This is a genomic window from Stenotrophomonas sp. A3_2 (genome assembly GCF_036624925.1).
Taxonomy (GTDB): domain Bacteria; phylum Pseudomonadota; class Gammaproteobacteria; order Xanthomonadales; family Xanthomonadaceae; genus Stenotrophomonas; species Stenotrophomonas hibiscicola.
In genome coordinates this window covers 1-12,974 of the sequence record NZ_JAZKVY010000220.1, presented here as the reverse complement: position 1 = coordinate 12,974, position 12,974 = coordinate 1, and the positions used below count along the sequence as shown (strand labels likewise).

Here is a 12,974-nt window from a genome sequence, read left to right as displayed (position 1 = left end):
CGGGCGGGGGGGGCCGCGCCCGCCCCGCCCGCCCCCCCCCCCCCGCCCCCCGCGGGGGGGGCCCCCCCCCCCCCCCCCACTACCGCTGCACGAATCAACGTTTCTCGAAGCGCTCCTCGAAGAACTCATCCAGCGCCTTCCACGCGCGCTTGGCCGCCCGCTCGTTGTACTGGCACCCCGGCGGGCTGTTGGCGTCGCGCTCGGCGAAGCAGTGCACCGCACCGCTGTAGTTGGTGAACTCCCAATCGACCTTGGCCGCGTCCATTTCCTTCTGGAAGCCAGCGATGTCCTCGGCGGTCACGCTCCTGTCGTCGGCGCCGTTGAGCACCAGCACCGACGGATGGCTGCCACCGGCCTGCGCCGGCAGCGGTGAACCCAGCCCGCCGTGCAGGCTGACCACAGCGGCCAACGGTGCGCCCGCACGAGCCAGCTCCAGCACCGTGGTGCCACCGAAACAGAAACCGACCGCACCGATCCGGCTGGCATCCAGCGGTACCTTGCCAGCCTGCGCCTTGAGCACGTTCACCGCTTCCAGTGCACGTGCGCGCAGCAGCGGCCGGTCGTTGCGCAGCTTGCTGGCCACCGGCCCCGCCTCCGCATCGGTCTTCGGCCGCACGTCCTTGCCATAGACATCGGCCACCAGCACCACGTAGTCGTCGCCGGCCAGTTGCTTGGCCTTTTCGACTGCCGACTCGTTCACACCCTTCCAGTTCGGCACCATCACCAGGCCGGGGCGCTGGTCATGCTCGCCATCGTCATAGACCAGCACGCCACTGAAGGTCGTGCCCTGGTGTTTCCACTCCACCGGCTGCGTCTTCATCGCCGCCCACGCCGGCATCGCCGCCAGCCCCAGGATCACCGCCACACCGCATCGCCAACGATTCATGCGCCTGCTCCGCAAGAAAAAGGGGACGGAGGGGATTAAGCCGTAAACGCCCCTCCCGCGTCGCATTCTGCATTGGCGGCGTGACGCAGGTGTGGTTGGATACGACTTGATCCCCTCCGTCCCCCTTTTTCGCATGAATCTTGTTGATCGCTTTCTGTCTGGCCTGATCCCGCGTTTGCCTGCCGAGGATGCCCCGCAATGGGCACATGTCCAAGGCGCCAGCGTCGAGGACCTGCAGCGCCTGCGAGCGCAGTGGCCGCAGGTGCCGGACAGCCTGGTGGAACTCCTATCGCGCGTGGATGGCACCCACTACCGGGAGTACCCCGCGGGCAAGGTCTGCGTGCTGATGCTCGGCTCGGATGTCGAGGACGGCGGCTATCCGTACTACCTGCGATCGGTCGCGCAGATCTTCGAGGACCAGCAGCGGTGGGACGACAGCATCCGTTCCATCTACGAAGAGTGGCTGGATGACGAGCCGGAGATTCTCGGCGAGGGTATCGATGCGGATCTGCCGATGAGCCGCCGGCTGTGTTTCTCGCACTGCATGAACAACGGTGGCACCTCGATGCTGTATCTGGATTTCGATCCGGCACCGGGCGGCACCGTCGGCCAGGTGGTGCGCTACCTGCACGATCCGGACAGCTACGCAGTCATCGCGCCAAGCTTCGATGCGTACCTGCAGCAGCTGATTGATCGCGATTACGCGTTCATCCGGCACGAGGACTGAAATCCAGCCGAGCATGGGCTCGGCTCTACAGTAGATCCACGCCATGCGTGGATGACGACCTCACCCACGTTCGATCCAGTGCAACGTGCCCGGCTCGAATGCCAGCAGATCCGACGCCGCCAGATGCGCGCGCGGCCAGTGGCGTTCCGGCGGCTTCGGCTGCCGGGCACCGACCGAACCGTCGTAGTCGCGTACCAGCAGTCCGACGCGCGCCGCGCTTGCGGCCAGCAGGGCATCGATGCGCTGCAGCCACTGGCCGGCGTCGCCCACTGCTTCATCGCGACGTACCTGCTGATCCTGTTCATGGCGCGCTCGCTGCTCGGCCAGCGCGCGGGCGATCTTGGCTTCGCTCCAGCCCTTCTTCCGCCAGCGTTCGGCATCGCCCTTCCACTCCCGCTCGGCCCGCGACGAGGCCAGCGCAGTACCGCAATCGCAGTGCGCGGCGCTCAGCCACGGCTGCCAGCCAGGCCCGACCGCGGCCTGCAGGCTGGGCGAATCCTGCGCGAACAGGCGCCGACCGCTGCGCTGCATGATCGCGGCGGCTTCAATGTGCGATAAGGATGCGGGCAGGAACAGGGTAATGAACGTGCACATGCGGCTATCCGGGTCCGTCCGGGGATACGCCCATGGTAACTCGCCGGGGTCAGAGCCCTTTCCTGAGGAAAGGGATCCGACCCCGATCCGGCGGATCAGGCGATGCCCAACCCCGGAATCGCGCTGATGCTGTCCGGGTCGAATCCGGCCAGTTCGGCGAAATGGCGGCCACGCGCCACGTAATCGCGGTAGGCACCAAAACTGGGCGCGCCCGGCGACAGCAGCACCACCCCGCCCTGCGCACCCAGCGCCGCGCGTGCAAGCGCCATCGCCTCGGGCAGGTCGCCGGCGGCGTGCAGGCCGAAGCGGCCGGCATCGGCCAGCGGCTGCAGCATGGCGTGGATGCGCGGGCCGTTGCTGCCCATGGTCACGATCTCCACCGGCGGCACGTCGTGGGCCATGTGCTGCATGAAATCGGTCCAGTCCAGGCCACGGTCGTGCCCGCCCACCAGCAGCGCGATGCGCTGCCCGGCGAAGCATTCCAGCGCGGCCAGGCTGGCATGCGGCGTGGTGCTGATCGAATCGTTGACGTAGGTCAGGCCATGGGCCACGCCAATGCGCTGCAGGCGGTTCGGCAGCGGACGGAAATCCTGCACCGCCGGTGCCAGCGCCACCGCATCCAGGCCCAGCGCTTCCAGCGCGGCCAGCACCGCGCACAGGTTGCCGCGGTTGTGACGGCCCGGCAGCGGCGTGTTGCGGGTATCGAACACGGCCTGCTCACCGCGATGCACGATGTCGCCCCGCATGTGCCAGCCCTGCGGCTGGTTGAACCAGACCACCTCACTCTCGGGCAGCGACAGTGCCGCCAGGTGCGGATCTGCGGCATTGAGCACGGCGATGCGCGGTGCGGCTTCAGTCACCAGCCGCAGCTTGTCCTCGATGTAACGTTGTTCGCTGCCGTGCCAGTCCAGGTGTTCCGGGAACAGGTTCAGCACCACTGCCACCTGCGGGTGGGCGCCACTGCACGCCACTTCACCGGTCTGGTAGCTGGACAGCTCGACGGCCCAGTACTCGGGCGCCGGCTGCGGGTCCAGCACTTCCAGCAGCGGCAGGCCGATGTTGCCGACCAGTCCGGTGCGATGCCCGACCGCGCGCAACAGGTGCGCGACCAGCGCGGTGGTGGTGCTCTTGCCCTTGGTGCCGGTCACGCACACGGTGTCGTGCACGATGCCATCGTCGGCCGCGTGTTCGGCGAACCACAGCGCGGTGCCGCCGATGAAGGTGGTGCCCTGCGCTGCCGCCGCCAGCGCGATCGGCTGATAGGGACTGATCCCGGGCGATTTGATCACCAGGTCGAACGCGGCCAGCGCTTCAGCAGAAGGCTCGCCACGCACGTCCAGCGCGCCCTGCGTTTCCGCACGCGCGGTCTCGACTTCGGCCGCCGGGCAGAACAGGCTCAGGCCAAGCGTTGGCAGGCGCTCACGCAGCACCGCAAACGCGGCGCGGCCCTCACGGCCCCAGCCCCACAGCGCGACGCGCTTTCCTTCAAGCTTCGAAATCTTCACGCACCCGTTCCCACAGCGCAGCCGGAACGCGGTGCTCGCCCTGCAGCTGCAGCAGCGGTGCCAGTTCCAGTTCGGCGGCATCCAGCTGCGGCTGGATCTCGTTGCAGAAGCGCTTCACCAACAGGTCTTCCTTCCATTCCGGGCGCTGCGCCAAGGTCGCCATCGCCGCACGCGATTCGCGGCCTTCGCCCACGCACTCGAACGGCTTGTGGTCCTGGAATTCCAGCAGCGCATCGAAGCCACCGGCCTGTTCGGCATCGTCCAGCAGGTTGCGGCCAAAGATGCGCACCAGGCGCGTCTTGGGCATGAACGGGGCCAGCGCCAGGAAGACGAAATGGCACTTCGGGCAGACACCGCACCAGCGGTTCACCGGGCGCTCGCCGAGGATGTGGAAATTGCGGTTGCAGCTGGAGAAGTGCGCGTCGTAGAAATCGGTCTTGGCGAACTGGCGGGCCACCGCCAGCTCGGACATCGGGCGCAGCAGCGAGTAGTACTGCAGATCCGCCGCCACGTACTTGCGCACATGGCTGCCGAACGCCTGCTCGCAGGCCCAGCCCTTGGACCACTGGTGATTCACTTCGCCGGTGCCCGGAATCTGGCTGCCGTAGCTGGCCGAACGCTCGTTGGAGAACACGACCTGGTCCACGCCGTGCAGCAACGCGGCCAGCACCATGATTGCCGAGTTCACCACCGTCACCGGGATATGGCCGTTCCAGGCGCCCTGGCGGTTCAACTCGAACAGTTCCGGCGCCAGCGTGCGGCCCAGGTTCAATGTCGGCAGGCCGGTGCGCTCAGCGCACGCTCGGATCAGCTGCGAGCCACCGATCCAGGTCACGGTCTCGTCCACGCCGGCACGGCGCAGCGCTTCGATGCTGACCAGCGAATCCTTGCCGCCGCCGATGGCCACCAGCGCGTGCGACCGCAGACCCAGCGCCGGCGCCTGCACGGCCTCGCCCTGCACCGGCAACCGGAAGCGGCCGCGCAGGTTCAGGCCGTTGCGGTAGGCGAATTCGCCCAGGCCATTGAGGTAAATGGTCTCCACCAGTGCGGCGGTATCGGCATCGATGCTGTAACTGTCGATGCTGACCGTATCCGGTACGCCGGCCTTGTAGTAGCTGACGCCGGCAATCAGGTGCAGCAGCTGCAGCGCACGCTGCACGGCGGCGGCGCGCGCCTCGTCCAGCGCGAACGGGGCACCGGGCACGGTGATGGTTTCCACCATCTCCGGGCCGTCGTCGAAGGCGTAGACCAGCCGGGCCACGCCGGTATCCGCTGCGAAGTCGCAACGGACGAAGCGGAAGCGGGAAACCTGGTGTTTGTCGAAAGCAGTCATGGTGTATCCGGTCAGGCACGGGCCCGCGCGAGGGCGCGGGGCGTGTCGGTGGGCGGGTGCAGGGCGCGCATGGTGATCATTCGATCACGTCTTCGCGCGGCAACATCCGCTGGTTGTAGGTGTTGGCCATCACATAGCCGTAGGCACCGGCATCTGCGATCAGCATCACGTCGTCCGGCGCGGTGGACACCGGCAGCTTGCGGCGCTTGCCGAACACATCGCTGGATTCGCAGATCGGGCCGACCACATCGAACGCCGCTTCGGCATAACCGCCCTGGCGGCTGAGGTTCTCGATGTCATGCCAGGCGTCGTACAGCGCCGGGCGCATCAGTGCGTTCATGCCGGCGTCCAGGCCGACACGGCGCACGCCGTCCTTTTCCACCACCTGGGTGGCATGGGTCAGCAGCACGCCCGATTCGGCCACCAGGTAGCGGCCCGGCTCGATCGCCAGGCGGAATGCCGGGTGCAGCGCCTTGACCTCGGCCAGGCCCTCGGCCCAGGCGTCCAGGTCGAAGGGTTCGTCTTCGTCGCTGTACGGAATAGGCAGGCCGCCCCCGATATCGATGGTCTGTACGCTGCCGATGCGGCGGGCGAAACCGGCCAGCTCATCGCACATCAGGCGCCAGTGCTGCGCGGTTTCCACGCCGCTGCCCAGGTGCGCATGCAGGCCCACCACGCGGCTGCCCAGTTCGGTGGCCGCGCGCACGAACTCGTCGACGCGGGCGATCGGCAGGCCGAACTTGGACTCCTTGCCACCGGTACGGACCTTGGCGTGGTGGCCCTCGCCCCGGCCCAGATCGACGCGCAGCCACAGCTCGCGGTTGCGGAACAGGTCCGGCCAGCGCTGCAGCGCTTCCACGTTGTCGACGGTCACGGTCACGCCCAGCGCGAACGCCGCCTCGTACTCGCTGCGCGGGCAGAAGCTGGGGGTGAACAGCACGCGCTTGGGCGACAGTTCCGGCAGGTGCTGGAACACATGCTTCAGCTCGCCGTGCGACACGCACTCCAGGCCGAAGCCTTCGGCTTCCAGCAGCTGCAGGATGGCCGGGTGGCTGTTGGCCTTGATCGCATAGTAGCGCTGGTCGATCGGCTTGATTGCGGCCAGTGCACGGGCGCGGGCGCGCACCGTCGGCAGGTGGTAGACGTAGCGTGGCGTACCGGCATCGGCCAGCTGCAGCAGGTGCGCACGCTGGCCGCGCCACCACGGCGTGCCGCGCGGGCGCACGGTGCCGGCAATCTCGCGCCAGCGCGGGCCGAACACTTCGGTCTCCTCCACCGGCATCGCGCCGCTGTCGATCAGCTCTGCGTGCAGGATCGGCAGCAGGCCATCGGCATCGGCCTCGTCGATGACGAAGGTCAGGTTCAGGTCGTTGGACGACTGCGAGATCATGTGCACGCGCTCGCGGCCGAAGGTGGCCCACACGTCCGACAGCTTGTGCAGCAGCGAGCGCATGCCGCGGCCCACCAGGGTGATCGCCGCGCACGGCACGATCACCTTCACCTTGCAGATCTGCGACAGGTCGGCCGACAGCGCGGCCAGCACATCGGTGTTGACCAGGTTCTCGGACGGGTCCAGCGACACGGTGACGTTGGTCTCGGCCGAACCGATCAGGTCCACCGACAGGCCGTGCTTCTTGAACAGGTTGAACACATCGGCCAGGAAGCCGACCTGCTGCCACATGCCGATGCCTTCCATCGACACCAGCACGATGCCGTTGCGGCGGCTGATCGCCTTCACCCCCGGCACCGGTGCGGCGCTGCCATCGATGCTGGTGCCCGGCAGTTCCGGGCGCTCGGTATCGAGGATGGCCATCGGCACGCCGGCATCGCGGCACGGCTTGATCGAGCGCGGGTGAAGCACCTTGGCGCCGGTGGTGGCGATTTCCTGTGCTTCGTAATAGTCCAGGCGGGTCAGCAGGCGCGCGTCCGGCACGTCCTTGGGATTGGCGCTGAACATGCCCGGCACATCGGTCCAGATCTCCACCCGGCTGGCGCCGAGCAGCGCACCGAAGTACGCCGCCGAGGTATCCGAGCCACCACGGCCGAGGATGGCGGTACCGCCATCGGCATGCCGCGAAATGAAGCCCTGGGTGATCAGCAGGCGGGTCGGCTGCGCGCGGAAGCGCTGCACCCACTCCGCGTCTGCGCGCCACTGGCAGTTCACCGACAGGCGCTGCGACCAGTCGCTCTGGTTCGGCTGCGGCGGCATCGCGTCCAGCCACTGGCGGGCATCCATCCAGCCCATGTCCAGGCCCGAGGCGCGCAGGTAGGCCGCGCCCAGGGTGGAGGACAGCAGCTCGCCCTGGCCCAGCACTTCGGCCTGCCAGTCGAGCGGACGGGTGGCTGCACGCGCATCGTCGAGCAGGCCCTGCAGCGCGGCCAGCCGTTCGGCCAGCACCTCGCGACCCAGGCCGAGTTCGGCCAGGAAGCCTTCATGGCGTTCGACCAGCGCTGCCACGCGGTCCCGGCTATCGGGCGCGCCGTCGGCAATCGCGGTCAGTTCGTTGGTGACCCCGGACAGCGCCGATACCACCACCAGCACGCGCGAGCCGGTCTCTTCCGCACGTTTTTTCGCCAGCTTCCCGATCGTGTCCCAGCGGTGACGACGCGACACCGAAGTGCCGCCGAACTTCAGTACGATCCAACGATCGACAAGGGGGGAAGCTGACATGGATTGGCTATGTAGAATGTGGGGAAGCCGCCCTCGGGGGCGGAACCTTTGATTCTAAGCGCAATATCCCCGTAGATGGCCGTCCTCCGTTACCTGCAGCTCGATGTCTTCGCCGCCCGCCCCGGCACCGGCAACCCGCTGGGCGCCATCCTGGACGCCGACGGGCTCTCCAGCCGCCAGATGCAGGCCCTGGCTACCTGGCTGAACCTCTCCGAGACGGTGTTCTTCCTACGCCCCACCGCGCCCGGCGCCGATTACCACATCCGCATCTTCACCCCGACCCGCGAGCTGGCGTTTGCCGGCCACCCCAGCGTCGGCGCCGCCTGGGCGGCGGTGACCTGCGGCCTGGCCCAGCCTCGCGACGGCGCCCTGCTGCAGCAGTGCGTGGCAGGGTTGCTGCCAGTACGGGTGAGCGGCCCGGCCGAGGCACTGGAGATCCAGCTGGCCAGCCCGCCGGCACGGCAACTGGACACGGCCGCGGACGGAGCACCCGAAACACTGCTGGCCCTCGCCGCCAACGGGCACGTGCCCGAACTCTGGGACAACGGCGCGCGCTGGTGGCTGTTGCCGCTACGCGACGCCGCCGCCGTACGCGGGCTGGCACCGGACATGGCCGCGCTGGCCGCCTGGAGTCTCGCCACCGACGCTACAGGCCTGGTCGTCTTCGCCGACGAGGCCAGCTCCGACCACACCCGCGTGGTGCGTGCCTTCTGCCCCGCTGATGCGCCCGCCGTGCCCGAGGATCCAGTGACCGGCAGTGCCAATGCGCTGATAGGCGCCTGGCTGCGGCAGCGGAATGCCCTGCCCGGCCGCGAGGGCCGCTACGTGGCCAGCCAGGGCCGCGAAGTGGGCCGCGATGGCCGCGTGCAGGTGCAGGTCGACGCGCAGGGCACGGTGTGGATCGGCGGCCAGGTGCAGCCGGTCATCGACGGCCAGATCCGTTGGCTGTAGAGCCGAGCCCACGCTCGGCTGCTTCTTCTCACACCCCGACACAGCCGAGCATGGGCTCGGCTCTACAACCGCGCGTTAAGCTGCGCGCCAACCGATCCTGGAGTTTCGCCCCGATGACCACCCGCCGTTTCCTGCAGCTGGATGTGTTCTCCCCGCGCGCCGGCGCTGGCAATCCGCTGGCCGTGGTGCTCGATGCCGACGGCCTGGACGACGCCAGCATGCAGGCGATCGCGCGCTGGACGCGTCTGCCCGAGACCACCTTCGTGTTCCCGCCCCAGGCAGCCGGTGCCAGCTACCGGCTGCGCATGTTCAGCCCGCAGAAGGAAGTGCCGTTCGCCGGCCACCCCAGCGTCGGCACCGCGCATGCGGTGCTGCAGGTGGGCCTGGCCGGAGCGGTTGACGGTGTGCTGGTGCAGGACGGCATTGCCGGCGCGCTGCCGCTGCGCGTCAGCGGTGAGGGTACGCAACAGCGCATCGCCATCCGCACCCCGCGCGCGCAGCTGGCCGAAACTGCCGAGGCCTGCGATCCACGCCTGCAGGCTGCACTGAGGGGCTGGCCGCTGGGTTCGTTGCCGCCGGCGCGCATGCAGGGCGGGCGTAGCTGGTGGGTGGTGCAGGTGGCCGATGAAGCCGCGTTGCGCGCCCTGCAACCCGACTGGGATGCGGTGGCCGCACTGGCCGAGTCCACCGACAGCATGGGCGTGTTCGCCTATGCCTTCAGCGATGGCGGTGAGGGATTCGATCTGGCCGTGCGTGCCTTCGTCGGCAACGGTCGCCGCTTCGAGGACGCCGCCTCGGGTGCGGCCAATGCGGTGCTTGCCGCATGGCTGGACCTGCGCGACGCGCTGCCGCGTGGGCGGACGCCGTTCGAAGTCAGCCAGGGCCGCGAAGTCGGCCATGACGCGCGCCTGACCCTGCTGGTCGATGAGGATGGCGAGGTATGGTCAGGCGGCCAGGTGCAGACCGTCATCACCGGCACCATCGATTGGTAAAGGGACACTGTAGAGCCGAGCCCGCGCTCGGTTGCTCTCCGGCCAGATCACGGGAGCTGCAGAAGCCGAGCATGGGCTCGGCTCTACAGATGCGTCGGCTCAGCCCAGTTCGGCTTCCAGGCTGATCGGCACCGCACTGAGCGCCTTGGACACCGGGCAGTTCTGCTTGGCGTCATCGGCAATGGCGCGGAACTGCGTCGCGTCGATGCCAGGCACCACCGCCTTTACCTTCAGCCGGATCTGCGACAGCTGCGGGCCGCCTTCCATCGACAGGTCGACCTTGGCTTCGGTGTCCAGCGAGGTCGGGGTAAAGCCAGCCTCGCCGAGCTTGGCCGACAGCGCCATGGTGAAACAGCCGGCATGTGCGGCGGCAATCAGCTCTTCCGGATTGGTGCCCTTTTCGTCGCCGAAGCGGCTGTTGAAGCCGTAGCGGGTCTTGTCCAGCAGTCCACTCTGCGGCGTGCTCAGCTGCCCCTTGCCCGACTTCAGATCGCCTTCCCAGTGCGCGGTGGCGTGTCGCGAGATTCCCATTGTGCTGCTCCTGCGTGGCGGTGATGAACGGCCACCCTCGCATGCCACGCGTTAGCCCTGCGTCGCTCCGCCGCACGCCCCACGTCGCCCCCCAACCCCGGAAGATGGACACTTCCTCGCCAGCGCGCAACGCATTTTCCTCTTGTTTTCAGTGGTTTCGCGCAGTGCACCAATGGGCAGGCGGCGGGCTTCGAGCACGCTGACACGCCCCCAGCCCCCACCGCCGGCCATGTACTGAATCGGCCTGGATATGAAAAAACATGCACTTTCCGCGCTTGGGGCTATTGGCGGCGCCCAAGAGTTGCCCTACATTGCGCTTGCCGACGGGGTTCGGCGCCGACCAAACAACCAACCGTTCACGGAACAGGAAACCATGGCAAAGACCGCTAAGAAGGCTGCCCCGAAGAAGGCAGTGAAGAAAGTCGCGACGAAGGCAGCCGCCAAGCCGGCCGCTCCGAAGCCGATCAAGGAAGTGCTGACCAAGTCCGGCCTGGTTGCACACATCGCTGAAGCCTCCGGCGTCGTCGCCAAGGACGTCCGCGCTGTGCTGGCCTCGCTGGAAAGCGCCGTCGCCTCCTCGGTGCACAAGAAGGGCGCTGGCTCGTTCACCCTGCCGGGCCTGCTGAAGATCACCACCGTCAACGTGCCGGCCAAGCCGAAGCGCAAGGGCATCAACCCGTTCACCAAGGAAGAGCAGTGGTTCGCTGCCAAGCCGGCCACCACCAAGCTGAAGGTGCGTCCGCTGAAGAAGCTGAAGGACGCCGCGCTGTAAGCGCGCGCCCCAACGCAGATTGCAACGGGACGGCTCTGGCCGTCCCGTTTTTTTTGCGCGCTTCCCGCGCCATGCGTGGATGCGCCGCCCCGGGGCCATCCGCAACACAGCGTTGCCGCATATCGGGAAACGACCGCTCAGGCCCGCCGTCACTGGCAGGGCGCGCCCTGTGCAGGCCCCGGAACGTACCGGGTGGAACACTGCGTGCGGCGCCAGCCGTCGCAGCCGGCCGTGGCCTTGCCTATGGTGGACACATCCTCCACAGCTACGGCGAGCACCCCCATGGCCAGCCCCTCCACCCGCTACCGGATCTCGGTGACCCCCATCGAAAAGGACGGGTTGCAGTGCACCGGGCGCTGCACCATCGAACTGGAACATCGCGCCAGCCGAGACCTCATGCGCCTGCTGGAAGCGGCGCCGCGCACCGCTGGCGTCAGCGGCGACGAGCGCGCGACCCTGGTGATCGCCACCCAGCTGCTGCGCGACATCGTGCAGCGCCACGCCGAAACAGAAGGCCATGCCCTGGCCGCCATCGCCGCGCAGGTGCTGCCGGCGCTGGATGCACTGGAACAGCTGCCCTCCTTCCGCTGATCGCCGCACAGCCGATACACTGCCTCCTTCCGTTCGCCTCGGGGAGGAGGCTGGCATGCGCAGGGTCCTGATACTGATCACACCACTGGTGCTGCTGGCCTGCTCCAGGCCGCCATCGCAATCCGACGCAGCGGATGCCGCACCGCCGGTAGCGGCCAGGACGACTGCCAGCACGAAGCCACAGACCGCCGCAGCAAGCGATGCAGCGGCTGCGCGGGCCATCGATGTCGATCCCCTGTTTGCCGCCGTCGCGGCCGACGCCGAGCTGCCCGCGGCCATGCTCAACGCGTATGTCATGGCCCTGCTCAATCGCGATCGCAAGGCCGCCGACGCCGCGTGGACTTTCCCGCCCAGCGATGCCCGGCGCGCTGACGATGCCGCATTGCGCCAGCTGACGGACGTACGCAGCCTGCGCCTGACCAGCGAGCTGCCGATCGCGCGCGACGGCCACCAGCCGCCTCAGCTGCTGGAGGTTCCGGTGCGGATCCGCGCGGTGACTCCTGAGGGCACCTTCCGCTTCGGCGGCTGGTACCGGGTGCAACCCAGCGCCGACGGCAGCGCCTGGCAGATCCAGTCGGCACAACTGCGGCCATCGCTGGACTGAACCGTTGCGGCGGCATGCACGCGCGATTCAGCCGGCAAGGCTACTCTTTGAACCATCCATTCCGCATCCATCGGTCTCTGCCATGCGCCTGCGTTCCCTGATGACCCGCCTCGCGGCCTCCACCGTGCTGATCGCCGCTGCAATCGGCGCCCAGGCTGCGCCTTCCATTTCCGGCCGGGAACTGTCGGTCGGTGCCAGCGACGTACAGCAGTACCTTGATGGCAGCTTCCCGCGCACGCAGGACGCGCTCGGCGGCCTGATCGCCCTGACGATGAGCCACCCGCAGCTGAGCCTTCCGGCCGGCGAGCGCTTGAATCTGGGCATGGATGTGGCGCTGGCCACCGCCGGTGGTAGCCCGGCCAAACTGGGTACGGTGAAGCTGAGCAGCGGCCTGCGCTACGACGCGCAGACCCAGGGGTTCCACCTGCAGCAGCCGAGCGTGGATGACTTCACCCCGGCCAACCAGGGCGGTCGTCTCGACTCCCGTACCCGCGGCCTGCTCAACGCCTGGCTGAGCGACTACGCCCAGCGGGAGCCGATCTACAAGCTGGACCCGGCCGTGGCCGGCATGCTCGGCGCCCTGCAGGTGCAGTCGGCACAGGTGAAGAACGGCAAGCTGGTGGTCACCTTCAACCAGAACCTGGGCAACCTGGTGCCAGCGGGCCTGCTGGGCAAATAAGGTAGTGCCGGCCGCGGGGCGGCCCCCGGCGCACATGCGGGGCCGCCCCGGGCCCGCGCGCCCCGCCCCCCCACACCCCCCCACGGCTTTGAACAGTCCGAACTGACCGAACCCAAGCGGCTGCTGGAAGCCGAAGGC

The 12,974-nt window shown here is 68.3% G+C and carries 13 protein-coding genes; 7 read left to right on the top strand and 6 right to left on the bottom strand.

What is annotated here, in order from left to right:
• Positions 1 to 94: 94 nt before the first annotated feature.
• Positions 95 to 886 carry a dienelactone hydrolase family protein gene (locus R5H29_RS07810; protein ID WP_155029096.1) on the bottom strand — a complete coding sequence of 264 codons (792 nt, stop codon included), beginning with the start codon at positions 884 to 886 and terminating at the stop codon, positions 95 to 97.
• A gap of 133 nt (positions 887 to 1,019) precedes the next feature.
• On the opposite strand from R5H29_RS07810, the gene R5H29_RS07805 reads away from it, so the two are divergent.
• Complete coding sequence (locus R5H29_RS07805) at positions 1,020 to 1,613, top strand: SMI1/KNR4 family protein (protein WP_332329014.1); 594 nt, start codon at positions 1,020 to 1,022, stop codon at positions 1,611 to 1,613.
• A gap of 60 nt (positions 1,614 to 1,673) precedes the next feature.
• Here R5H29_RS07805 and R5H29_RS07800 read toward each other — a convergent pair whose 3' ends face one another.
• The 4 genes from R5H29_RS07800 to R5H29_RS07785 all read right to left on the bottom strand — a co-directional run bounded on the left by R5H29_RS07800 (position 1,674) and on the right by R5H29_RS07785 (position 7,716).
• Positions 1,674 to 2,207, bottom strand: coding sequence for a hypothetical protein (locus tag R5H29_RS07800; RefSeq protein WP_332329013.1), 534 nt, complete (start codon positions 2,205 to 2,207; stop codon positions 1,674 to 1,676).
• 95 nt (positions 2,208 to 2,302) lie between these two features.
• A complete protein-coding gene (gene murD, locus R5H29_RS07795) occupies positions 2,303 to 3,712 on the bottom strand; it encodes a UDP-N-acetylmuramoyl-L-alanine--D-glutamate ligase (protein ID WP_332329012.1) in 1,410 nt (469 codons plus the stop codon).
• Positions 3,693 to 5,045, bottom strand: a complete 1,353-nt coding sequence (murL, locus tag R5H29_RS07790) for a UDP-N-acetyl-alpha-D-muramoyl-L-alanyl-L-glutamate epimerase (RefSeq protein WP_155029092.1) — start codon at positions 5,043 to 5,045, stop codon at positions 3,693 to 3,695. The genes murD and murL overlap by 20 nt, the downstream gene beginning before the upstream one ends.
• Positions 5,046 to 5,121: 76 nt before the next feature.
• Positions 5,122 to 7,716: a bifunctional aspartate kinase/diaminopimelate decarboxylase gene (locus tag R5H29_RS07785; RefSeq protein WP_134735513.1), complete on the bottom strand. Its 2,595-nt coding sequence runs from the start codon at positions 7,714 to 7,716 to the stop codon at positions 5,122 to 5,124.
• Positions 7,717 to 7,791: 75 nt separating this feature from the next.
• On the opposite strand from R5H29_RS07785, the gene R5H29_RS07780 reads away from it, so the two are divergent.
• Entirely contained in the window at positions 7,792 to 8,667 is an 876-nt protein-coding gene (locus R5H29_RS07780; protein ID WP_155029091.1) for a PhzF family phenazine biosynthesis protein, read from the top strand.
• Positions 8,668 to 8,780: 113 nt separating this feature from the next.
• Positions 8,781 to 9,659, top strand: a complete 879-nt coding sequence (locus R5H29_RS07775; protein WP_180876185.1) for a PhzF family phenazine biosynthesis protein — start codon at positions 8,781 to 8,783, stop codon at positions 9,657 to 9,659.
• 99 nt (positions 9,660 to 9,758) lie between these two features.
• On the opposite strand, the gene R5H29_RS07770 is transcribed toward R5H29_RS07775, so the two are convergent.
• Positions 9,759 to 10,190 (bottom strand): OsmC family protein, encoded by a 432-nt coding sequence (locus R5H29_RS07770; protein ID WP_019659396.1) that lies wholly within the window; start codon positions 10,188 to 10,190, stop codon positions 9,759 to 9,761.
• A 373-nt stretch (positions 10,191 to 10,563) separates the two neighbouring features.
• Between R5H29_RS07770 and R5H29_RS07765 the strand changes: the two genes are divergently transcribed.
• The 4 genes from R5H29_RS07765 to R5H29_RS07750 all read left to right on the top strand — a co-directional run bounded on the left by R5H29_RS07765 (position 10,564) and on the right by R5H29_RS07750 (position 12,836).
• Entirely contained in the window at positions 10,564 to 10,962 is a 399-nt protein-coding gene (locus R5H29_RS07765; protein WP_005408442.1) for an HU family DNA-binding protein, read from the top strand.
• Positions 10,963 to 11,244: 282 nt separating this feature from the next.
• Complete coding sequence (locus tag R5H29_RS07760) at positions 11,245 to 11,553, top strand: DUF3861 family protein (protein ID WP_332329011.1); 309 nt, start codon at positions 11,245 to 11,247, stop codon at positions 11,551 to 11,553.
• A gap of 55 nt (positions 11,554 to 11,608) precedes the next feature.
• Positions 11,609 to 12,157, top strand: coding sequence for a hypothetical protein (locus R5H29_RS07755; RefSeq protein ID WP_155029089.1), 549 nt, complete (start codon positions 11,609 to 11,611; stop codon positions 12,155 to 12,157).
• Between the two features lie 82 nt (positions 12,158 to 12,239).
• Positions 12,240 to 12,836 (top strand): DUF1439 domain-containing protein, encoded by a 597-nt coding sequence (locus R5H29_RS07750; protein WP_019659399.1) that lies wholly within the window; start codon positions 12,240 to 12,242, stop codon positions 12,834 to 12,836.
• The last annotated feature ends 138 nt before the right edge of the window (positions 12,837 to 12,974 follow it).